This is a genomic window from Pseudomonas sp. NFX224 (assembly GCF_048565165.1).
In the GTDB taxonomy this organism is placed as follows: domain Bacteria; phylum Pseudomonadota; class Gammaproteobacteria; order Pseudomonadales; family Pseudomonadaceae; genus Aquipseudomonas.
In genome coordinates, this window is the sequence record NZ_CP183416.1 from 6,294,933 (window position 1) to 6,315,852 (window position 20,920).

At 62.3% G+C, this 20,920-nt stretch carries 19 protein-coding genes; 10 read left to right on the forward strand and 9 right to left on the reverse strand.

What is annotated here, in order from left to right; all coding sequences use genetic code 11:
• Positions 1-65: 65 nt before the first annotated feature.
• The 4 genes from ACNYC6_RS28865 to ACNYC6_RS28880 are packed head-to-tail and all read left to right on the forward strand — an operon-like array spanning position 66 to position 2,924.
• Positions 66-848: an ABC transporter permease gene (locus tag ACNYC6_RS28865; RefSeq protein WP_419710285.1), complete on the forward strand. Its 783-nt coding sequence runs from the start codon at positions 66-68 to the stop codon at positions 846-848.
• Positions 848-1,696 carry an ABC transporter ATP-binding protein gene (locus ACNYC6_RS28870; RefSeq protein ID WP_419710286.1) on the forward strand — a complete coding sequence of 283 codons (849 nt, stop codon included), beginning with the start codon at positions 848-850 and terminating at the stop codon, positions 1,694-1,696. The genes ACNYC6_RS28865 and ACNYC6_RS28870 overlap by 1 nt, the downstream gene beginning before the upstream one ends.
• Positions 1,693-2,655: a HEAT repeat domain-containing protein gene (locus ACNYC6_RS28875; protein WP_419710287.1), complete on the forward strand. Its 963-nt coding sequence runs from the start codon at positions 1,693-1,695 to the stop codon at positions 2,653-2,655. The genes ACNYC6_RS28870 and ACNYC6_RS28875 overlap by 4 nt, the downstream gene beginning before the upstream one ends.
• Positions 2,652-2,924, forward strand: coding sequence for a DUF971 domain-containing protein (locus ACNYC6_RS28880; protein WP_419710288.1), 273 nt, complete (start codon positions 2,652-2,654; stop codon positions 2,922-2,924). Before ACNYC6_RS28875 ends, ACNYC6_RS28880 begins: the two co-directional genes overlap by 4 nt.
• A gap of 122 nt (positions 2,925-3,046) precedes the next feature.
• Here ACNYC6_RS28880 and ACNYC6_RS28885 read toward each other — a convergent pair whose 3' ends face one another.
• A complete protein-coding gene (locus tag ACNYC6_RS28885) occupies positions 3,047-3,784 on the reverse strand; it encodes a TorF family putative porin (RefSeq protein ID WP_419710289.1) in 738 nt (245 codons plus the stop codon).
• Between the two features lie 108 nt (positions 3,785-3,892).
• The gene (locus tag ACNYC6_RS28890) at positions 3,893-5,635 is read right to left on the reverse strand and encodes an amidohydrolase (protein WP_419710290.1); all 1,743 of its coding nucleotides are present in this window, start codon (positions 5,633-5,635) and stop codon (positions 3,893-3,895) included.
• Positions 5,636-5,738: 103 nt separating this feature from the next.
• Here ACNYC6_RS28890 and ACNYC6_RS28895 point away from each other — a divergent pair, with 103 nt between their 5' ends.
• Genes ACNYC6_RS28895 through ACNYC6_RS28915 form a run of 5 tightly spaced genes read left to right on the forward strand, consistent with a single transcriptional unit; the run spans position 5,739 to position 12,441 of the window.
• Entirely contained in the window at positions 5,739-6,662 is a 924-nt protein-coding gene (locus ACNYC6_RS28895) for a LysR substrate-binding domain-containing protein (protein ID WP_419710291.1), read from the forward strand.
• 47 nt (positions 6,663-6,709) lie between these two features.
• Entirely contained in the window at positions 6,710-7,327 is a 618-nt protein-coding gene (gene lexA, locus ACNYC6_RS28900; RefSeq protein ID WP_419710292.1) for a transcriptional repressor LexA, read from the forward strand.
• A complete protein-coding gene (gene imuA / locus ACNYC6_RS28905; RefSeq protein ID WP_419710293.1) occupies positions 7,327-7,944 on the forward strand; it encodes a translesion DNA synthesis-associated protein ImuA in 618 nt (205 codons plus the stop codon). The genes lexA and imuA overlap by 1 nt, the downstream gene beginning before the upstream one ends.
• A gap of 7 nt (positions 7,945-7,951) precedes the next feature.
• Positions 7,952-9,367 carry a Y-family DNA polymerase gene (locus tag ACNYC6_RS28910; RefSeq protein WP_419710294.1) on the forward strand — a complete coding sequence of 472 codons (1,416 nt, stop codon included), beginning with the start codon at positions 7,952-7,954 and terminating at the stop codon, positions 9,365-9,367.
• Positions 9,364-12,441: an error-prone DNA polymerase gene (locus tag ACNYC6_RS28915; protein ID WP_419710295.1), complete on the forward strand. Its 3,078-nt coding sequence runs from the start codon at positions 9,364-9,366 to the stop codon at positions 12,439-12,441. The genes ACNYC6_RS28910 and ACNYC6_RS28915 overlap by 4 nt, the downstream gene beginning before the upstream one ends.
• A 126-nt stretch (positions 12,442-12,567) precedes the next feature.
• Here the strand turns inward: ACNYC6_RS28915 and ACNYC6_RS28920 are convergent, their stop codons facing one another.
• The 7 genes from ACNYC6_RS28920 to ACNYC6_RS28950 form a co-directional block, all read right to left on the reverse strand.
• Positions 12,568-13,230, reverse strand: a complete 663-nt coding sequence (locus ACNYC6_RS28920) for a flavin reductase family protein (RefSeq protein WP_419710296.1) — start codon at positions 13,228-13,230, stop codon at positions 12,568-12,570.
• Positions 13,231-13,242: 12 nt separating this feature from the next.
• Entirely contained in the window at positions 13,243-14,730 is a 1,488-nt protein-coding gene (locus tag ACNYC6_RS28925) for an amidohydrolase family protein (protein ID WP_419710297.1), read from the reverse strand.
• Positions 14,727-15,923 carry an amidohydrolase family protein gene (locus ACNYC6_RS28930; RefSeq protein WP_419710298.1) on the reverse strand — a complete coding sequence of 399 codons (1,197 nt, stop codon included), beginning with the start codon at positions 15,921-15,923 and terminating at the stop codon, positions 14,727-14,729. The genes ACNYC6_RS28925 and ACNYC6_RS28930 overlap by 4 nt, the downstream gene beginning before the upstream one ends.
• A gap of 157 nt (positions 15,924-16,080) precedes the next feature.
• Positions 16,081-17,130 carry an extracellular solute-binding protein gene (locus ACNYC6_RS28935; RefSeq protein WP_419710299.1) on the reverse strand — a complete coding sequence of 350 codons (1,050 nt, stop codon included), beginning with the start codon at positions 17,128-17,130 and terminating at the stop codon, positions 16,081-16,083.
• A 17-nt stretch (positions 17,131-17,147) separates the two neighbouring features.
• The gene (locus ACNYC6_RS28940; protein WP_419710300.1) at positions 17,148-17,936 is read right to left on the reverse strand and encodes an ABC transporter permease; all 789 of its coding nucleotides are present in this window, start codon (positions 17,934-17,936) and stop codon (positions 17,148-17,150) included.
• Complete coding sequence (locus tag ACNYC6_RS28945; protein ID WP_419710301.1) at positions 17,933-18,850, reverse strand: ABC transporter permease; 918 nt, start codon at positions 18,848-18,850, stop codon at positions 17,933-17,935. Before ACNYC6_RS28945 ends, ACNYC6_RS28940 begins: the two co-directional genes overlap by 4 nt.
• A 1-nt stretch (position 18,851) precedes the next feature.
• The gene (locus ACNYC6_RS28950; RefSeq protein ID WP_419710302.1) at positions 18,852-19,937 is read right to left on the reverse strand and encodes an ABC transporter ATP-binding protein; all 1,086 of its coding nucleotides are present in this window, start codon (positions 19,935-19,937) and stop codon (positions 18,852-18,854) included.
• A 140-nt stretch (positions 19,938-20,077) separates the two neighbouring features.
• Between ACNYC6_RS28950 and ACNYC6_RS28955 the strand changes: the two genes are divergently transcribed.
• Positions 20,078-20,767 (forward strand): GntR family transcriptional regulator, encoded by a 690-nt coding sequence (locus ACNYC6_RS28955; protein WP_419710303.1) that lies wholly within the window; start codon positions 20,078-20,080, stop codon positions 20,765-20,767.
• The last annotated feature ends 153 nt before the right edge of the window (positions 20,768-20,920 follow it).

Below are 20,920 nucleotides of genomic sequence, written 5' to 3' on the forward strand. Positions count from 1 at the left end.
GAATGTGATACCGCCATCGCGAGCAGGCTCGTTCCCACAGGTTTATCGGGTTGAGAGGAAGAATTGTGTACGGATCAATTTCACGCTGGATACCAAGAACGGCTTCACTGGTTTTCTGCCTGCTGTTCTGGCAACTCGCCGCCAGCCACCACTGGAACCTCGGCCTCGTCACCTTCGCCAACGTGCCCACGCCGCTGTCGGTGATCGACGCCGCATTCGGCCTCGGCGACTCGGGCAAACTCGCCCGGCACCTGAGCAGCAGCCTGAGCCGGGTCTTCGCCGGTTACCTCGCGGCGCTGATCACCGGCGTCGCGTTGGGCCTGGCGATCGGCCGCTCGAAATGGGCCGAGGATCTGTTGCTGCCGCCGCTGGAAGTGCTGCGGCCGATACCGGCCGTGGCGTGGATCCCACTGGCGATCCTGATGTTCCCGTCGTCGGAGCTGTCGATGGTGTTCATCACCTTCACCGGGGCCTTGTTTCCGATCCTGCTCAACACCGTGCACGGCGTGGAAGGCGTTGATCCACGGCTGATCGCTTCGGCAAAAAGCCTCGGGGCAGGGCGCCGGGCGATGTTGCTGGAAGTGATTCTGCCGGGCGCCGCGCCGAGCATCATCACCGGCCTTGCCATTGGCATGGGCACCTCGTGGTTCTGCCTGGTGACCGCCGAGATGATCTCCGGGCAATACGGCATCGGCTATTACACCTGGGAGTCCTACACCATCCAGAACTACCCCGACATCGTGGTCGGCATGTTGCTGATCGGTGTACTCGGGATGGGCAGCAGTCTGCTGATCAAACGCCTGGGCGGGTTGTTCACGCCCTGGCATCGACCACGAGGAAAAGCCTGATGAGCGTTTTTCAACACCCGCAAGGGCGTATCGATATTCGCGGCCTTTCGATCAGCCTGGGCGAGGGCCGCGCGGCCTTCGAAGCCGTGCAGGGCCTCGACTGTCAGATCGAACCGGGGCAGTTTGTGTGCATTCTCGGACCGTCCGGTTGCGGCAAATCCACGTTGCTCGGCGCCTTGGCCGGGCATCTGCAACCGCGTACCGGCAGCCTCAGCGTCGACGGCGCTGCGGTGTCTGGCCCGTCGCCGCAGCGCGGCATGGTGTTCCAGCAGCACACATTGTTTCCCTGGCGCACGGTGCGTGACAACGTCGCCTTCGGCCTGAAAATGCGCGGCGTCGGCAAGGCCGAACGGCACCGGGCTGCCGATGACATGCTCGCCCTGGTCGGCCTCGAAGGTTTTGCCGAGCGTTGGCCGGATCAGCTTTCCGGCGGCATGCAGCAACGGGTGGAAATTGCCCGGGTGCTGGTCAATCGTCCACGGCTGTTGCTGATGGACGAACCCTTTGGCGCCCTCGATGCCTTGACCCGGTTGAACATGCAGGAACTGTTGCTGGACATTTGGACGCGCATTCGCACCACCGTGGTGTTCGTCACTCACGACATCGACGAGGCGCTGTTCCTCGCCGATCGCTTGCTGGTCATGAGTACACGGCCCGGTCGGATCATTGAAGACCTGCGCCTGGATTTCCCCCGGCCACGCACCACTGAACTGGTGACGAGCCATGAATTCTCCCGTTTGAAGCGTCACTGCCTCGAACTGTTGCGTCACGAAGACGGTCGGCAGTTGCCTCGCCTGAACCCTCTCGGACTTCCCCCAGAAAACAAACTGCCGCGATTTGCCCTATGACCTCACTATTCGATGTAACCGATAACGAAGACATTCTCGCCCTGCAATCGCGCCTGACTGATGACGATGCGGGCGTGCGCCGCATCGCGCTGATCGAGCTGGCCGATCTGGAAGAGCCGGACGGCCTGCTGTGGCTGGTCAATCGATTGGCCCAAGACCCGGCCCCGGAGGTCCGCGCCGAAGCCGCGCGTTTGCTCGAAGCCTGGGAGGACGCGCCGGTGGTCGAGGCGCTGTGCCAGGCGCTCACCGATCCATCGGACGCGGTGCAAGCTGCCGCCGCGCAAAGCCTCAGCCTGCTCAAGAGTGAAGCGGCGGGGAAGGTGATTTTGCCGTGGACCGGGCATGCCGACCGCGGCGTGCGTATCGCGGCGTTCAGGGCCTTGCGCGAATTGCGCTTTGCCGAGGCGGCGCCCGCGGCATTGCTCGCGTTGGATGACAAGGACGCGAGCGTTCGGCGTGAAGCGGTCGGTGTGCTGGGCTGGCTCAAACAGCTCGATGCCTTGCCGGCACTGGCGCGTCTGGCCAGCGCGGACACGGACGTCGAGGTCCGCCGCGCCGCCACCGGGGCATTGGGCCTCGCCTCTGACGAGCAAGTCTTGCCGGCGCTGCGTCAGGCGCTGCGGGACGATGCCTGGCAAGTGCGCGAGGAAGCCGCCACCACGCTGGGCAAGGTCGGGCACGTTGACGCGGGCTTGGCGCTGGTCGACGCCTTGAGCGACGATTACTGGCAAGTACGCCTGCGTGCCACCCGCAGCCTTGGTCGCTTGCGCTACGCGCCGGCCCTCGATGCGCTGATCGAAACCCTCGGCCATCGCATCAGCAACCTGCGCAAGGAGGCCGCGCTGGCCCTTGGCGAATTGAACGATCGTGGCGCCATCGCGCCATTGCAGGCCGCACAGGACGACGGCGACCCGGAAGTGCGCAAAGCCGTGCGCATCGCCTTGAGTCAATTGCAATGAACCCGGTGGCGATTGGCAACTCCCGGAGCAAACAGCAGTTGCGATTGGGCTGGCCGGACGGTCGTGAACAATGGCTCGGTCACGCCGAACTGCGCCGGCAGTGTCCGTGTTCGCAATGCCGGGCGTTTCGTTTACGCGGGATGACGCCGCTGGTTGATGAGCGTGTGTGCGTGGTCGAACTGAACCCGCAGGGATATGGTTTGCAACTGGTGTTCAGTGACGGGCATGAGCGCGGGATTTATCCGTGGGATTATCTGGCGCAACTCTGAAGCGACCACATAACTCCTGTAGGAGCGAGCCTGCTCGCGATAGCGGACGGTCATTCGACATTGATGCTGAATGTGCCGGCGTCATCGCAAGCAGGCTCGCTCCTGCAGGGGATTAGTGGTGGTTAGAAGGACTTGCTGACGCTCGCCACCACTGTCGCGCTGCACACATCATCGAAGCCCCAATTACTGGCGCACTGGCTCTTCGACAAATCAGTATCGATGTAACTCAGTCCGAGCATGACCCCAGCCAACTCGTGGGTCAGTTTGACCTCCCATTCACGGTACGAGTCTTCGGCCTCACCCGAGCGCGAGTACAGGTGCGGGTCCTTGAAATCCATGTCGCCGTAGCGCAGCTTCAGGCCCACGCCGTAAGGCAATTCGGTTTCGTAACCGACGTAGCTGTAGAGCGAGTTCTGTTCGCTGTCGATACCCGGTGCATCGGCGGAGTAATAGGCCGCCAGTTTCACCCCGTAGACGCTGAGAATGCCGTAGGCCTCGCTCTGGTTGAACTGACTCTCCTTCGGATACGAATACTTGAGATAGCCCAGGTCCAGGCTGACGTCATCGGTGGCCTGCCACAGCCAACCGGCGTAGTAGTCGACTTCCTGACGGGTTTTCAGGCCGCCGCCAAAGTCGACGTTGGATGTCCACGCGCCCAGGTACAGGCCACTGCTGTGGGCCAGGGTCATGCCGAATTGAAGGGTCGGGTCGTTCTGGGTCTGCGAGATGCCGCGGGTGCGGTAGTCGCTGGCCAGGGTTGCGTCCAGCAACAGTGAAAAATCATCGTTCAAGGTGATGGCCTGGCTGCTCAAGGGCAGCAAAGTCAAGGAGCCGAGGGCTAACAGGGTGAAGGCTTTCATGAGGTGCGTCCCGCTATTGTGATTGTTATGGGCAGATTCGAAGCAAAGCTGCGCCGGGCCTCGTGCTGAAAAACACGAGGTCGGGCAGCGGGGTGGTGGCGGTTTTTGTTAGAGAGTCGGTGCGTAGACTTGGCGACCGGCGAACCAGGTTTGCAGCACTTGAGTGTCGTGCAGGGCTTTCTCATCGACGCTGAACACGTCGCGGTCGAGCACGATGAAGTCAGCCTGTTTGCCGGCGCTCAGCGAGCCGATGGTTTTGTCCAGGCCAATGGTGCGCGCAGCGTTGAGGGTGTAGGCGTAGAACATGGTTTCGCGATCGATGCGCTCGTCGGCGTTGAGCACACCCAACGGACCGACCCGCGTCATGGCCTGGGCCATGGCGTTGAACGGGTTGGGCGACGACACCGGCCAGTCGCTGGCGCCGGCGATGGTCGCGCCCTGTTTGAGCAACGAGTGCGCCGGGTACTGGTAACGGAACGCCAGGGCGCTGACGTAAGGCTTGATCATGTCGGTGGTGTAGTCATCGGCAGCGGCCCAGAGCAATTGCATTGAAGCGATGACGTTGAGTGGCTTGAACCGGGCGAATTCTTTCGGGTTGACCATTTGCAGGTGCGTGATGGAGTGAGTCACGCCGCTCTGCCGGTCTTTGCGTGCCTGTGCGATACCGTTCAGCGATTCACGTACCGCGCGGTCGCCGATGGCGTGGATATGCACCAGCCAGCCTCGCTGGTCGATGGCGCTGACCAGCTCGCCGAAGTGTTTTGGATCGATCAGCAGCTCGCCCTGTTTGTGCGAGTTGCTGTAGGGGTCGATCATCGCCGCGCTCTGCGCCGGGTACTCGATCACGCCGTCGGCGAAGATCTTGATGCCGGGCAGCGTCAGGTTGGGGATGCCCTGAAATTGTTGGCGAACCTTGTCCAGGGTGTCGAGATCGGCGGGCACGCTTTTCGAGTTGGCCACCAGCAGCGCCGCGACGTGGGCGGTCAGGCCGCCGCTTTTGGCCAGTGCCTTGTAAACCGGCAAAACGCCGACGGTTTTTTCCGTGGGCTTGAGGGCGAACACCGGCTCGCCCGGCGCAGCGTTGGCAGCGGGGTCCATCCACGCGGTAATGCCGACGCTGTTGTTGTAGCTCACGGCGGTTTGCGCAGCCTTGAGCATGTCGGCGGCACTCGGCGCTGGCGTTTTCGAGGCGACCCGGTCCCAACCGGCGTCTACCAAAAAGCCGTTGGGCCTGCCGTCCTTGAGCTTGCCGATGGTGCCGTCTTCAGCCGTCGGCAATGACTTGATCAACGCGGCATCGACCCCGGCGCGCTTGAGCATCACGTCGTTGGCCCAGGCCGTGTGGTGGTCACTGCCGATAAACACAACGGGCACGCTGGCCCATTCGCCGCCGTTGAATTTCTTGCCCAACGCTTCGGCCTGCGCCCAGTACGCCGAGCTCATGCCGGCAATGCTGAGCACGTCGCCGTGCTTCGCCGTGCCGTTATCGCGCCAGGTGCGCAGGCGTTTTTCCAGTTCGTCGAGCTCGACCACTTCATCCGCCATGTTGGCCGAGACCATTTCCAGACCGCCGAAAATCGCGTGGGAGTGGCTGTCGATCAGGCCGGGCATCAAGGTCTTGCCCTGTAGATCGATGACCTGGGTTCCCGATTCGATCAAGGCTTTGATCTGCGCATCGCTGCCCACTTGCAGCACTTTGCCGTCCTGCACCGCCAGCGCCTGAACCTTGGGTTGGTTGCGGTCGGCAGTGAATATCTTGCCATTGAACAACACCAGGTCAGTCGCCGCCATGGCTTCCAGCGAGGCAAAACTCACTGCGGCCACCAAGAGATTCGGGATGAATCTTTTCATTGAATGTTTCCTTGTTATTGCGTCTGATGGCCAGATTAGTGGCTTGCCGTGCTCGGCAGAACGCCTCGCGCACGAAAAACATTTTTGCCTGAATGGAAAAAGTATGGACAAGCTGGGTGCATTGAAAATGTTCGTGGTCACGGCGCAACTGGGCAGTTTCAGTCGCGCCGCCGAGCAATTGGGCAAGACCCCGTCGGCGCTGACCAAAGCGGTCAATCACCTGGAGGCGGAGCTCGGTGCGCGGCTGTTCGAGCGCAGCACCCGGCGAATATTGTTGACGGAATCCGGGCGGCTCTATCTGGAAACCGCGCGTCAGGTGTTGCAGCGGTTGGACGAGGCCGGTGAGGAAATCGAGCAGTTGCAGCATGGTTTACGCGGCAGCCTGAAAATCACCGCGCCGCTGGCTTACGGGCAGGCTTTTCTCGATCAGGTGTGTGGCGGTTTTCTTGAGCAGTATCCGCAGATCAACCTGCAAGTGGACTTGTGCGATGAGTTCGTCAATCTGCTGGAGAGCGGCTATGACCTGGCCTTGCGTGAGGGCCACGACGATTTGCCCGGGCTGATCGCCCGCGTGGTCGGCAGCAATCGCCTGGCACTGTGCGGCAGCCCGGAATACCTGGCGCGCAAGGGTTTACCGGTCACCCCGCAGACCCTCGATGACCACGAATGGTTGCTGTATCGCCATCCGTTGCTGAGTCGCGAATTCTGGTGGGCCGAGCGTGACGGGCAGCGCCTGAGCCTGCCGCAACCCCAGGCACCACGCCTGCGCAGCGACAATTACGACTTGCTGCTGGCCAATGCCCTGGCCGGGCGCGGCTTGCTGCACACACCGTTGTGGAGCGCTGCACCGTACATCGCCGATGGACGACTGGTGCGGGTCATGGCCGACTACGACATCGACCCGGACAGCTTTGGCCCGGATATTCTGGCGGTGTACCCGAGCCACCGACGGGCTACGGCCAAGGTATTGGCGTTCATCGATTACATTGCAGGGTTTCTGGCGTCACGTGGATTGAGCAGCGACTGAACGGAACTCCTACAAGTCCTTGCCAGGAAAATGCCAAAAGAGTACAAATGTACTCCATGACGACGCTCACTCCCCGCCGTACCGCCATCCTGACCTTCATCCGCGAACGCATCGCCGAACACGGTCAGTCCCCGAGCCTCGCTGAAATCAGCGAGGCGTTCGGTTTCGCCTCCCGCAGCGTGGCGCGCAAGCATGTGCTGGCGCTCACCGAAGCCGGGTTTATCGAGGTCAATCCGCATCAGGCCCGGGGCATTCGCCTGCTCGGGCAACCGCCGCGCCCCGAACTGCTGGACATCCCGGTACTCGGCCGGGTGGCGGCCGGTGCACCGATCGGTGCCGATGCCGAAGTCCATAGCCGCTTGCTGCTCGATCCGTCGATCTTCTCGCGGGTGCCGGATTACATGCTGCGGGTGCGCGGTGATTCGATGATCGAGGACGGCATTCTCGACGGCGACCTGGTGGGCGTTCACCGCAGCCCCGAGGCGGTCAACGGCCAGATCGTCGTGGCGCGACTCGACGGCGAAGTCACCATCAAGCGCTTCGAGCGGGTCGACGACACGGTTCGCCTGTTGCCGCGCAACCCGGCTTATCAGCCGATCATCGTCGAAGCCGACCGGGACCTCGCTATCGAAGGGGTGTTCTGCGGTCTGGTGAGGCAAGGCTGATGGGCGCCGTCGTTGCGTTGGATACGCTGTTCAATGGCGGCCAGGTCTGGAGGGGCCGGCCTGCGCCGCCGGCCGTCAGCCCGCAACCCACCGGGCATGCCGCGCTGGATGCGGCGCTACCCACCGGTGGCTGGCCCGAGGCGGCGCTGACGGAAATCCTCCTGGCCGGGCAGGGCGTCGGCGAGTTGCAACTGGTATGGCCGGCGCTGGCGCGGCTGTCGGCGGCGGGCGAGCGCATCGTGCTGGTGGCGCCGCCTTACGTGCCATACCCCCAGGCCTGGCAGAGCGCCGGGGTCGATCTGCGTCAGTTGTCGATCATCCAGGCCAGCGAGCGCGATGCGCTGTGGGCTGCGGAGCAATGCCTTCGTTCGGGCAGTTGCGGTGCGGTGCTGTGCTGGCCGCACAAGGCCGATGATCGCGCCTTGCGTCGTTTGCAGGTGGCGGCGGAAACCGGCCAGACCCTGGCGTTTGCCTATCGCTCGCTCAATGAAGCGATCAACCCGTCGCCCGCGGCCCTGCGCATCGCCATCGATGCCAGGCCTGCGCAATTGCGGGTGCTCAAGTGCCGGGGCGGGTTGGCCCGTTCGGCGCCGATTGCCTTCGCCGTGGGGCATTGAGGTTGCCATGCGCTGGGTCTGTATTCTTTTCCCGCAATTGGCGCTGGACGCGGTACTGCGTCAGCGCGCCGATCCCGATGAGCCATTGGCGCTGCTGACCGGTCCGGCCCAACGCCGGGTATTGCAGGCGGTCAACGGCCCGGCGCGGGAACTGGGCTTGCGCCCCGGCCAGTCCATGAGCGCCGCGCAGGCCTTGAGCAAAGGCTTTGCCACCGCGGAGTATGACGCCGCTCAAATCGAACACTGGCAGCAGTTTCTGGCCGCTTGGGCCTATCGGTTCAGCGCCCAGGTCAGCGTGCATTACCCACGGGCGCTGGTGTTCGAGATCGAGTCCAGCCTCGGCCTGTTCGGCAATTGGTCGCAGTTCGAGGCGCGTTTGCGTCGTGAACTCGGCGAACTGGGTTTTCGCCATCGCATCGTTGCTGCGCCCAACCCGGTGGCGGCACGAATGCTGGCCAACGCCTACGACGGCCTGGTGGTGCCCGACGATCAAGCCTTGCAGCATCACCTCGGGCAAATGCCCGTCGACCGCATCGGCCTGGAGACCAGCGTCGCCACGGCGTTGTCGCGCATGGGGCTGCGCACCCTGAATCAGCTGCAGGCGTTGCCCCGGCAGAGCCTGGCCCGGCGTTTCGAGGCTCAGGTGCTCAAGCATCTGGACGTCTTGCTCGGGGTGCGGCGGCTGGCGCTGGCGTTCTATCTGCCGCCGGACCGTTTCGATGTGCGCATCGAACTCAACTTTGATGTGCAATCCCATCAGGCCCTGCTGTTTCCGCTGCGCCGGTTGACCGGTGACCTGTCGGCGTTCCTGTGCGGTCGTGACAGCGGCGTGCAGCGTTTCGACCTGCACCTGGAGCACGCCGGATTGCCGGACACGGTCATCAAGGTCGGCCTGCTCAGCGCCGAGCGCGATCCGGCGATGCTGTTCGAACTGGCCCGGGGGCGACTGGAGCAAGTTCAGGTCGAGGCGCCGGTACGCGGTTTTCGTCTGCGCGCCGAAGACTTGCCGGCCTTCGTGCCGCAGTGTCAGGAACTGTTCGACGACCGCCCGCAGCAGTCCTTACCCTGGGAGCAACTGCGCGAACGCCTGCGCGCACGGCTGGGAGATGACGCGGTGCATGGCCTGCGTTTTCAGGCCGATCACCGGCCCGAGTGCGCGTGGCAGGCCAGTGCCGACAGTCATCCCTGCGGCGGATTCCCGACCGTGCAGCGACCGGGTTGGCTGCTGACGGAACCGCTCGCGGTGCACGAAGGTTCGACCCGCATCCTCATGGGACCGGAACGCATCGAGTCAGGCTGGTGGGACGGTGCTGATGTGCGCCGCGATTACTACCTGATCGAAACCCGTGCCGGCCAGCAGGGCTGGGCTTATCGGGCGGTGGGTGAAGACGGCCCGTTGTGGTTGCAGGGCTGGTTCGCATGAGCGCCGAATATGCCGAGTTGCACTGCCTGTCGAATTTCAGTTTCCAGCGCGGTGCCTCCAGTGCCCTTGAGCTGTTTCAACGGGCGAAAAAACAGGGTTATCAAGCCCTGGCGATCACCGACGAGTGCACCTTGGCCGGCATCGTCCGTGCCTGGCAAGCGGCGAAGTCCGTGGAGTTGCCGCTGATCATCGGCAGCGAGATTCGCATCGAGAACGGTCCGAAACTGGTTCTGCTGGTGGAGAACCTCGAGGGTTACCAGACGCTGTGCCGGCTGATCACCCGCGCCAGACGGCGCACGCAGAAAGGTCAGTATCAAATACTGCGGGATGACTTCAGCGAGCCGTTGCCGGGGCTGTTGGTGTTGTGGGTGCCGGACGCGGTCGATGATGTCGAGCAGGGCCACTGGTTGAAGCAGGTGTTCGCCGAACGCCTGTGGCTGGCGGTGCAGTTGCATCGTGGCCAGGACGACACCCGGCGCCTCAACGATCTGCTGACCTTGGCCCGGGAGCTGCAAATTACTCCGGTGGCCAGCGGCGATGTGCACATGCACGCGCGCGGACGGCGGGCCTTGCAGGACACCATGACCGCGATCCGTCATCACCTGCCGGTGGCCGATACCGGGTTACGCCTGCACCCCAACGGTGAACGGCATCTGCGCAGCCTCGACGTTCTCTCCAGCCTGTACCCGCCAGCCTTGCTTGATGAAACGCGGGTCATCGCCCGGCGCTGCACGTTCGACCTCGGCCAGTTGCGTTATCAATATCCACGGGAGTTGGTGCCCGTCGGACATACGGCCACGTCGTGGCTGCGTGACCTGACCGATAAGGGCATCGCGTGGCGCTGGCCAAAAGGTCCGAAAGTCGAGGTGCTGGAGCAGATCGACAAAGAGCTGGAGCTGATTGCCGAGCTAGGCTACGAAAGCTATTTCCTGACGGTCCACGACATCGTGCGCTTCGCCCGTGACCAGCAGATCCTGTGTCAGGGACGCGGGTCCGCAGCCAACTCGGCGGTGTGTTTTGCCCTGGGTATCACCGAAATCGACCCGGATCGCACCACGCTGTTGTTCGAACGTTTTCTGTCCAGGGAGCGCAACGAGCCGCCGGACATCGACGTCGACTTTGAGCACGAGCGCCGTGAAGAAGTCTTGCAGTACGTGTTCCAGCGTTACGGTCGGGCCCGGGCTGCGCTGACCGCCGTGGTCAGCAGCTATCACGCGTCTGGCGCCGTGCGCGATGTGGCCAAGGCGTTGGGCCTGCCGCCGGACCAGATCAACGCCCTGGCTGACTGCTGCGGTCACTGGAGCGATGAAACGCCCCCCGTGGAACGCTTGCTTGAGGGCGGTTTCGACCCCGAAAGTCCGATTCTGCGGCGGGTGCTCAGCCTCACGGGACAACTGATCGGTTTCCCCCGGCATCTGTCCCAGCACCCCGGTGGTTTCGTGATTTCCGAGCAACCGCTGGACAGCCTGGTGCCGGTGGAGAACGCGGCCATGGCCGATCGCACCATCATCCAGTGGGACAAGGACGATCTGGACGCGGTGGGCCTGCTCAAGGTTGATATTCTCGCGCTGGGCATGCTCAGCGCGATTCGCCGCTGCCTGGATTCGTTGCGTCGCCACCGCAATCTCGACCTGAGCCTGGCGACGATCCCGTCCGAAGATGCGGCCACCTACGAAATGATCGGCCGCGCCGACACCATCGGCGTGTTCCAGATCGAGTCGCGGGCGCAGATGTCGATGCTGCCGAGGCTGCGCCCCAAGACGTTCTACGACCTGGTGATCGAGGTGGCGATCGTGCGCCCCGGTCCGATCCAGGGCGGCATGGTGCATCCGTACCTGCGGCGGCGAAATAAAGAAGAACCGGAGATTTACCCGTCGCCCGAGCTGGAAGTGGTGCTCAAGCGCACCCTCGGTGTGCCACTGTTTCAGGAACAGGTGATGCAGATTGCGATTGTCGCCGCCAACTACAGCCCGGGCGAGGCCGATCAGTTGCGCCGCTCCATGGCGGCCTGGAAACGTCACGGCGGACTCGAACCGCACAAGGAACGGCTGGCCGCCGGCATGAAGAAAAACGGCTACACGGCTGAGTTCGCCGCGCAGATTTTCGAGCAGATCAAAGGCTTCGGCAGTTACGGTTTTCCCGAATCCCACGCCGCCAGTTTTGCCTTGCTGACCTATGCCAGCTGCTGGTTGAAATGCCATGAACCGGCAGCGTTCGCCTGTGCGCTGATCAATAGCTGGCCCATGGGTTTCTACAGCCCGGACCAGATTCTGCAGGACGCACGCCGTCATCATTTGCAGATTCGCCCGGTGGACGTGCGGGCCAGCGACTGGGATTGCAGTCTGGAGCCGATGACCGGTGCGCAGCCGGCGATTCGCATGGGCCTGCGCATGATCAAGGGCTTTCGCGAGGACGATGCTCGACGCATCGAGGCGGCGCGCTCAAGAGGCGCGTTTGCCGACATCGCCGACCTCGGCGAACGGGCGCGACTCGATGCCCGCGCCCAGGAGCAACTGGCCGATGCCGGTGCGCTGCGCGGGTTGGCCGGTGATCGTCATCGGGCGCGCTGGGAAGTGGCGGGGGTGCAGAAACAGCTTGGGTTGTTCGCCGGGCTGCCGAGCCAGGAAGAGGGCGCAATCGCGCTGCCCAAACCCACCGTCGGCGAAGACCTGCGGGCCGATTACGCCAGCGTCGGCACCACCCTCGGGCCGCATCCGTTGGCGTTGTTACGCGCTGAATTGAAAGCCCGGCGTTGCCGCAGTTCGAAGGAGTTGCTGGAGGTCGAGCACGGACGACCGGTGAGCGTCGCGGGGCTGGTGACCGGTCGACAACGGCCGGCCACCGCCAGTGGCGTGACCTTCGTCACCCTGGAAGACGAGTTCGGCAACGTCAACGTGGTGGTGTGGCGCGACCTGGCCGATCGGCAGCGAAAGGTATTGGTCGGCTCGCAGTTGCTCAAGGTTGATGGGCGCTGGGAGAAGGAGGGCGAGGTGCGTCATTTGATTGCCGGGCGCTTGAGTGACTTGAGCCCGCTGCTCGATGGCATCAGCGTGCGCAGCCGGGATTTCCACTGAAACACGCATTCCCCTGTAGGAGCGAGCCTGCTCGCGATGGTGGATAACGATAACGCGGCCTTTCTGAATGAACGCGGCGCTCTCAAGTCCATCGCGAGCAAGCTCGCCCCTACAGGGTTGTGTGTGCTACTTGGTCACGGGCCAAAACCGCTCGCCACCCCCCGGTGCATCGGTCCACGCCTGCAACGAACGTGTCGGCAAATCGAAGTAATCCCGCGTACGCGCATAGCCATGCCCGCCCATTCGACCAATCGCATCAAGCCCCAGTTGATCGATGTACAGGGTTTTCGGGTCGATCAATTCATCCCGCACATGAGCCATCAGCACTTCACCAAAGATGATCTCCCGGGATTGACCAATGTTCAGCGCCATCATCCGTCGGCATTCCAGCGCAACTGGAGCTTCGCCGATGCGCGGGCATTTGACCGTGGTGCCGGGGATGGCAGTGAGGCCAGCGGCGGTCAGTTCATCGAAGCCGGGAGCGAAGGGCACTGCACAGACGTTCATGGCTTCCACCAGCGCATCGCTGACGATGTTGACGGTGAATTCCTGGTTGAGCTGGATGTTGCGCGTGGTGTCCTTGGGGCTCTGGTCGCCGTAGTTTTCCACGCCCAGCGCCAGGATCGGCGGATCGGCTGACAGCGCGTTGAAGAAGCTGAAGGGTGCGGCATTGATGCGGCCTTCACCGTCGATGGTGGTGACCAGGGCAATCGGCCGTGGCACCACACTGCCGATCAGAATCTTGTATTTTTCCCGTGGGCTCAGTTGACTGAAGTCGAAGCTTTGCATGGGCAGAAATCTCTAAAGAAGTGGATCAATCGCGCTCAGTGGCGCTTGCGCGCTGTAGTCGTCGGCGAACGGAATGGCCGGTTGGAAAAGACGTTTCCAGTCCGGTTGGCCGAAGGCCCGGTCGCTGTGACTGCGCATCAGTTTTTCGAATTGAAGCTGGGCCTTGCGTTGCAGGGCGGGGTAGTCGACACCGTTGACCTGACCGTTGTGCATGACGCAGCGGCCATCGATGTAACTGGCGATGCAGTCATCTCCGCGCCCAGCCAGCACGAGGTTTTTCAGTGGATCGAACAGCGGCCCCAGGTGCAGGCCGCGCAGGTTGAACACGGTGATGTCGGCTTTTGCCCCCGGCGCGAGACGCCCAAGGTCGTCGCGGCCCAAGGCTTTGGCCCCGCCGAGGGTGGCGGCGTTGTACATGTCCAGCGTGCAGGTCAGTGCATTGCCGCCCTCCATCAACCGGGCGATGTTCAGACCCTGACGCATGTTTTCAAGCAAATCCGCCGGCCAGGTATCGGTGCCCAGTGCGAAGTTGATGCCCTTGGCCCGATAGCGCCCAAACGAGTTCAGTGCCTCGCCGTCCCGGGCAAACACCACCGGGCAATGCACCAGGCTCGCGCCGCCATCCACCACTCGTTGCAGGTCGTCATCGCCACGGGTGTAGATGCCGTGGGGCAACACGCTGCGTGGCGTCAGCAGGTCCAATTGCTGCAACCAGCCCAGCGGTGAGGCCCCACGCAGTTGCTCGACCATCGCCACTTCGCCGAGGCCCTGGCAGCAATGAAGACGCATCGGCGCGTTGAGTTCTCGGCTCAGTGCGGCGGTACGTTGAAGCAAGGCGGGCGTGCAGGTCTGGATGCGATCCGGCAGCAATGCGCCGCGAATCAACCCTTCATGAGCGCCGTCGAAATCCCGGAAAAACCGCTCGGCGGCATCGAGCCCGGCCATGCCCCGGTCTTCATCCCAGTGGTGGGCCAGCGCGCCGTCGGCTCGCCAGTAACTCATGCCGCTCATGTAGCAGGGGCCGAGGTACGTGCGCAGCCCCAGTTCAGCCGCCACATCGGCGACTGCGGCACATTCATCGTAGGTTTCCGCCCACTCGCGGTAATACATCGAAGTGATCGGCATGGCCGTGGTGATGCCGTTGCGGATCAACTGCGTGAAGGCATAGCGGTATTTGAAAACCTCTTCTTCGGGGCTGTAGCTTTCCCGCGATCCACGCGCCAGATATTGCGCCGACCACATCCGGCCCATGTCGCGCTCGTCGCCGTTGTCCAGGGTCAACACCGTGGAATCGAGATCGCCCAGCGCATCCAGGTCGATGAATCCCGGACCGATCAACGCGTTGCCGTAGTCGATCCACTGATCCACCGGACCTGCATAACCGCGCCCGACGAACTCAATGCGCGAACCTTCGAAGACCACTTCGCCGTCGCGCCATAAAACATGCTGCGTACCGTCGAAGCCGACCACGCAGCTGGCCCGTAAGCCGATGCGTTTCACAGGCGTCTGTCCAGCAAACGACCGCCCGACGCGATCAACTGTCCGCCGCGATAAACCTGGCGCAGCGGCCGCGAAACCACCGCTTCACCGAGCGTTTGCACCGGCATCAGCAAAAAGTCCGCCGGTCTGCCGATGTCTACGCCATACCCGTCGCAACCCAGTGCGCGAGCGCCATTGACCGTCGCGGCGTCGAAGGCCGCCGCCAGTTCTTCGTCCTTGTTCAAATCAAAACGGAACGCCAGCAACATCGCCCGTTCCAGCATGTCGCCGTTACCCATCGGCGACCAGGCGTCGCGAATGCCATCGGAGCCCAGGCACACATTGACTCCGGTTTCGCGCAGGGCGAGGAACGGCGGCACCGCGCAATCGGCCGGCGCCGAACTCATCAGTGAAATACCCAGCGTTGCCAGACGTTCAGCCACCGGTTTGACCTGACTCCACGGCAGCATGCCGAGGCAATAGGCATGGCTGATCATCACTCGGCCCTGACGTGCGAAACGCTCGGTGTAGTCGGCGATCAACGCGATCTGCCACAGGCCCAGCTCAGCCTTGTCGTGCAGGTGAATGTCGACGCCACGGTCGAACTCGCTGGCCAGTTTGAACACGAAATCCAGTTGCGCGACGGGGTCGTTGTCGATGCCGCACGGGTCGAGTCCACCGACGTTTTCCACGCCCAGAGCCATGGCTTCACGCATCAGCTCGGCAGTGCCGGGCCGGCTGATCAGGCCGGTTTGCGGGAACACCACCAGTTGCAGGTCGATCAGGTCGCGGTATTTTTCGCGCAGTTGCTGCATGGCTTCGACGTGACGCAGGCCGAATTCCGGGTCGATGTCGACGTGGCAGCGCATGGTCAGCGAGCCACGGGCGATGCAGTTTTCCAGCAGCGCGCCGGCCCGTTGCGCAATGGGTGTGGTGACTTCGCGCAGGATGCGCCGCTCGTTGGCGATGTAGTCCTTAAGGGTGGGGCCCGCGCTGTTCGGGCGCCAGGGTTGGCCCCAGAGGGTTTTGTCCAGGTGCACGTGGCTTTCCACCAAGGCCCCTGTGAGCAGTTGGTTCTGGCCGTCGATGTCGGTGGCGAGCAGTTCGGTGGTCGAGGCCGGGCGGCGTTGGGTGAAGTGGCCGTTTTCGATCAGCAGGTCTTCGGCGGGTGCGCCGTAGCGGCGCACGTTGCGTAGCCAGCGGGGTTGGGTCATACAAACCTCATTCATTCTTTTAATCAGCGGTGTTCCGGCCGACCTGATCGCTAGCTGGCTAGCTCCCACAGTGGTTTTGTGTGGGACACAGAATCCGGGGCAACCCCGAATCCTGTGGGAGCTAGCCTGCTAGCGATGGCCACGACCCGGTCTCGGATCAGCCCTTGAGCTTGGCCCAGATCCGGTCCTGCAGCTCCCGCGCTTTGTTGCTGCATTCCTTCTCGGGCCGTAGGCGCGAGGCGAATTCGTCGGGCATGTTGATGGCGTCCATCACTCGCCACTTGGCGTCGATCAGCTTGTCGCTCTGGATGCCGTTGGCGTAGGCGATGGCGTTGGACACGGCGGCGGCGTTTTCCGGTTTCATCATCCAGTCGATGAAGATCCTGGCGTTGCCCGGATGCGGCGCGCTTTTCGGCACGGCGAAGTTGTCCTGGAACATCGCCAGGCCTTCCTTCGGATACACGTACTTGATCGTGCTCTTCTGCAAGGTGGCCCGCGCGGTAGAACCGTTCCAGTTCTGCATCATGATCACTTCACCCGAGGCCATGCGGTCGACGGTGTTGTCCGAGCTGTACATTTTCAGGAACGGTTTCTGTTTTTGCAGCAGTTCGAGAATGCGCTTGGCGTCCTGCGGGTTTTCACTGCATTCGTCGACGTTCAGGTAGTGGCTGGCGGCGTTGATCACGCTGCTGGACGTGTCGAGGGCGGCGAGCTGGCCTTGCAGCTCCTTGCGTGGTTCGAAGAACTCTTTCCACGAGTCGTCCAGTTTGCCGCCGGGCACCCGCGCGCTGTCATAGGAAAACCCTGTGGTGCCCCACAGATACGGTGCCGAGAATTTGCGGCCCGGGTCGAAGCTCGGGTCGCGGAACGCCGGTTTGACGTACTGGAAGTTGGGCAGGGCCGAGGCGTCGATTTCCAGCAGCAGGTTCTGGTTGATCAGGGTGCGCATGATCGACTGCGACGGCACGATTACGTCATACGCCGCGCCACCTGCCTGCAACTTGGCCAGCAGGGTTTCGTTGCTGTCGTAGCCGTCCATGGTGACCTTGATTCCGGTCTCCTTTTCGAACTTGGCCAGCAGTTCGATCGGGTAGTAGTCGGTCCAGTTGTAGAAAAACAGTTCCTTGGGTTCGGCGGCCTGGGCGCTGAAGGCGGTGAAGCAACTCAGGGCCAGACCGGCAACGGCGAAACGCATGTTTTTTTTCATCAGAGAACGCTCCAGGTTCATTGTTGTTTGCCGCGCTGTCCCAGCCAGAAGGCCAGCACCACCAGCACGATGGAAATCACCAGCATCAGGGTCGAGATCGCGTTGATCTCCGGTGTCACGCCGGCCTTGATCGCCGAGAAGATGTACACCGGCAACGTCGTGGAACCGGGGCCGGCAACGAAAAAGGTCATGATGAAATCATCGAGGCTGACCACGAACGCCAGCACCGAACCCGACAGCACCGCCGGCCACAGCAACGGCAGCGTCACCCGGCGAAACACTTGCCACGGGTTGGCATATAGGTCGTTCGCCGCTTCCAGCAGGCTCTTGTCGAGGTCATTGAGCCGCGCACGGATCGGCAGGTAGGCAAAGGGAATGCAGAAGCCGATGTGCGCGATGATCACCGTCAGCAAACCGAGCTTGATCCCCAGCGCCATGAACAGCAGCAGGGTCGCCACGGCGGTGACGATCTCCGGCAGGATCAACGGCAGGTTGATCCCGCCCTCGACCATTTTCTGCCCGTAGAACGGCCGGTACGTCGCCAATGCCGCGAGCAAGGCAATCGCCGTGGCGCAGACCGTGGCGATGCTGGCGACGATGATCGAGTTCAGCGCCGCCGTCTGGATCGACGGGTTGGCGAGGATGCGTCCATACCAGTCGAACGAGAACTCGGTCCACACCGTCGCCGAGCGGTTGGCGTTGAAGCTGTAGGCAATCAACACGAAGATCGGCAGGTACAGATAGGCCAGGATCAGCAGGCTGATTTCCCGTGTAAGCGGCAGTTTTTTCAGGTGCAGGGCGATCATGCTTGGGCTCCTGAGCGTTGGGTCTTGGCGGCATTGCGGCTATAGAGGGCGTAGAGCACCAGGGACACCAGCATGATCCCCAGCAACAGGAACGACAGCGAACTGCCCAGCGGCCAATTGCGCGCAGTGCCGAACTGCTGCTGGATCAGGTTGCCGATCATCAAGGTCTTGCCGCCGCCGAGAATCGCCGGGGTGATAAAGGCACCGAGGCTCGGCACGAACACCAGCAGGGAACCGGCAATCACCCCCGGCATCGACAGCGGCAAGATGATCCGCCGCAGCGCGTGCCAGCGGTTTGCGCCCAAGTCGTAGGCCGCCTCTACCAGACGCCAGTCGAGTTTTTCCAGGGTCGAATAGATCGGCAGGATCATGAACGGCAGGAAGCTGTAGACCAGCCCGACGCTGACCGCGAAGTCGTTGTAGAGCAGGGTGATGCCACCGGCCTGGGGGAGCAGCGCGTTGAGGCTCTGGGCGACCCAGCCGTGTTCACGCAGGATGATCAGCCACGCGTAGTTGCGGATCAGCAGGTTGGTCCAGAACGGAATGGTGATCAGTAACACCATCAGGTTGCGCCGGCGCGGCGTCAGGCTCGACATCCACAATGCCACCGGAAAACCGAACAGGAAACACAGGACCGTGGTGCCACCGGCCTGGAACACCGAGCGCAGCAACGCCTGGGCGTAGACCCAGTTCAGCTCCAGTTCACCGTCGAAACCTTCCTGGAAAAACAGCTGCACGTAACTTTGCAATTGCCAGTCGGCCTGCCAGTCGACGCCGCCATAGACGTTGCGCGGCAACAGGCTGATGTAGCCCATGATGCCCAGCGGAATGGCGATCAGGGCCAGCAGGGTCAGGACCACCGGGCTGAGCAACAGCGCGCGGTTGAGGGCTGGGGAAGTGCTGCTGACGCTCATCTCAGGCCTCCATCAACAGGCAGGCGTGGGGCGGCAAGTTGACCGCGACGCGATCGCCGACCACCCGGCCATTGTTCAGGCCTTCGTTGTTCTCGCGCAGCATGACCTTGATGTCGTTGTTCAACCGGCATTGGTAAAGCGTCGCGGTGCCGACATACAGCACGGCTTCGATCACGCCACGCAGATGGTGCGGTTGCGTCGGGTCAACCAATTGTGAACGCTCGGGACGAAACGCCAGTTGCACCCGCGAACCGTCGAAGCCTTGAGGCGGGCAGGGGATTTCCACCGGCATGCCGTTGGGCACGAAGAGGTTTTCGTTTTGCTGGCCGCGCTTGAGGTGGCCGGGCAGGAAATTGATGTCGCCGATGAATTGCGCGACGAACTGATGTTGCGGGCGTTCGTAGATCTCGTTGGGCGTGCCGATCTGCAGGATCTTGCCGGCGGACATCACGGCAATGCGGTCAGACAGGGTCAGCGCTTCTTCCTGATCGTGGGTGACAAAAATGAAGGTGATCCCTGCTTCTTTCTGCACGCGCTTGAGTTCGACCTGCATTTCCTTGCGCAACTTGAGGTCCAGCGCCGACAGCGGTTCGTCCAGCAACAACACTTTTGGTTTCGGCGCCAAGGCCCGGGCCAGAGCCACGCGCTGCTGTTGTCCGCCGGACAGTTCGGCCGGTTTGCGCTTGGCCAGGTGTTGCATTTGCACCAGCGCGAGCATTTCATCGACACGCTGCGGAATCAGTTTGCGCTCAAGACCCTGCATCTCGAGGCCGAAGGCGATATTCTGCGCAACACTCATGTGCGGAAACAGCGCGTAACTCTGGAACACCGTGTTGACCCGGCGCTTGAACGGCGGCAAATCGTTGACCGGTTCACCGGCCAGACGAATCTCACCCTCGCTGACCTGTTCGAAGCCGGCGATGGTGCGCAACAGGGTGGTTTTGCCACAGCCGGAGGGGCCGAGCAGGGTGAAGAATTCGTTGTCGGCAATGTCGACAGAAACGTTGTCCAGCGCTGGGGCCAGCCCCGGATCGTCGGAATACCGTTTTGAAACGTTGCGCACTTCAATTGCAACTGGATGACCCATAATGGTGCATTCCTCTGATTATTGTATGCAAAATCTGGATGCAATTTAGAAATACCCGGATTAACCTGTTCGTGCAAGCCCCTTTTTCAATGGCTGTTCATTTGCCAGGGTCGGTTGCACTGGGCGTAAGGAGTTGATGAATGACGGAAAAGAAACTGGAAACCACGGTCGACCGCGTCTACCAAGGGGTTTACGAGGCGATCAGCAAACGCTCGCTGCGTCCGGGGATGAAGCTCGGCGAAGCCTCGTTGGCCGAACTTTTCAATGTCAGCCGCACGTCCGTGCGTGCCGCACTCAAGCAGTTGGAAGCCGATGGACTGGTCACCACCGAGCCCAACAAAGGTGCGTCGGTGTCGTTGCCGAGTGACGAAGAGATTCGTTCATTGTTCGAAACCCGGCGTCTGATGGAGATCGGCATCGTCAGTGAGCTGTGCCGTCGTCGCGATACCGCGGTGACCCAGGATCTGCGCGATCACCTGCTGCTGGAGGACGAGGCGCATCAAAGCGGGGATCATGAACGGCTGATCCATTTGCTCGGTGAGTTCCATATCAAACTGGCCCGCAGCCTGAACAATCCGGTGCTGCTCGACTGGTTCCAGAAACTGATCTCCCGCGCCTCGCTGTACGCCGCTGCGCTGGATGACGACAGCCACGAAGCCTGCCGCGACGATGAGCACCTGCGGCTGATCGAGTACATCGAGGCGGGCAACCAGAGCGCGGCCATTGAGCTGACTTGCATGCATTTGAATGGCATCGAAAAGGCGATTCTCGATGTGGCGGCGACGTTGAAAAGCAGCTACAACCCGCTCAAGCATTTGATTGAGGTGTAAGGCACACTGAAAATCAAACTGTAGGAGCGAGCCTGCTCGCGATAGCGCCGGCACAGTCAGCATCGATGTCATCTGATACACCGCTTCGCGAGCATGGGATCTCCAGTGGCCCGTGAGATTCAGCTATACCTCTATGAAACGAATAACGATCAC

Excerpts from the sequence above, each read along its gene's own strand:
- ACNYC6_RS28870 (WP_419710286.1), top strand. The coding sequence starts at position 848 with ATGAGCGTTTTTCAACACCCGCAAGGGCGTATCGATATTCGCGGCCTT.
- ACNYC6_RS28875 (WP_419710287.1), top strand. The coding sequence starts at position 1,693 with ATGACCTCACTATTCGATGTAACCGATAACGAAGACATTCTCGCCCTG.
- ACNYC6_RS28880 (WP_419710288.1), top strand. The coding sequence starts at position 2,652 with ATGAACCCGGTGGCGATTGGCAACTCCCGGAGCAAACAGCAGTTGCGA.
- ACNYC6_RS28885 (WP_419710289.1), bottom strand. The coding sequence starts at position 3,784 with ATGAAAGCCTTCACCCTGTTAGCCCTCGGCTCCTTGACTTTGCTGCCC.
- ACNYC6_RS28890 (WP_419710290.1), bottom strand. The coding sequence starts at position 5,635 with ATGAAAAGATTCATCCCGAATCTCTTGGTGGCCGCAGTGAGTTTTGCC.
- ACNYC6_RS28895 (WP_419710291.1), top strand. The coding sequence starts at position 5,739 with ATGGACAAGCTGGGTGCATTGAAAATGTTCGTGGTCACGGCGCAACTG.
- lexA (WP_419710292.1), top strand. The coding sequence starts at position 6,710 with ATGTACTCCATGACGACGCTCACTCCCCGCCGTACCGCCATCCTGACC.
- imuA (WP_419710293.1), top strand. The coding sequence starts at position 7,327 with ATGGGCGCCGTCGTTGCGTTGGATACGCTGTTCAATGGCGGCCAGGTC.
- ACNYC6_RS28910 (WP_419710294.1), top strand. The coding sequence starts at position 7,952 with ATGCGCTGGGTCTGTATTCTTTTCCCGCAATTGGCGCTGGACGCGGTA.
- ACNYC6_RS28915 (WP_419710295.1), top strand. The coding sequence starts at position 9,364 with ATGAGCGCCGAATATGCCGAGTTGCACTGCCTGTCGAATTTCAGTTTC.
- ACNYC6_RS28920 (WP_419710296.1), bottom strand. The coding sequence starts at position 13,230 with ATGCAAAGCTTCGACTTCAGTCAACTGAGCCCACGGGAAAAATACAAG.
- ACNYC6_RS28930 (WP_419710298.1), bottom strand. The coding sequence starts at position 15,923 with ATGACCCAACCCCGCTGGCTACGCAACGTGCGCCGCTACGGCGCACCC.
- ACNYC6_RS28935 (WP_419710299.1), bottom strand. The coding sequence starts at position 17,130 with ATGAAAAAAAACATGCGTTTCGCCGTTGCCGGTCTGGCCCTGAGTTGC.
- ACNYC6_RS28940 (WP_419710300.1), bottom strand. The coding sequence starts at position 17,936 with ATGATCGCCCTGCACCTGAAAAAACTGCCGCTTACACGGGAAATCAGC.
- ACNYC6_RS28945 (WP_419710301.1), bottom strand. The coding sequence starts at position 18,850 with ATGAGCGTCAGCAGCACTTCCCCAGCCCTCAACCGCGCGCTGTTGCTC.
- ACNYC6_RS28950 (WP_419710302.1), bottom strand. The coding sequence starts at position 19,937 with ATGGGTCATCCAGTTGCAATTGAAGTGCGCAACGTTTCAAAACGGTAT.
- ACNYC6_RS28955 (WP_419710303.1), top strand. The coding sequence starts at position 20,078 with ATGACGGAAAAGAAACTGGAAACCACGGTCGACCGCGTCTACCAAGGG.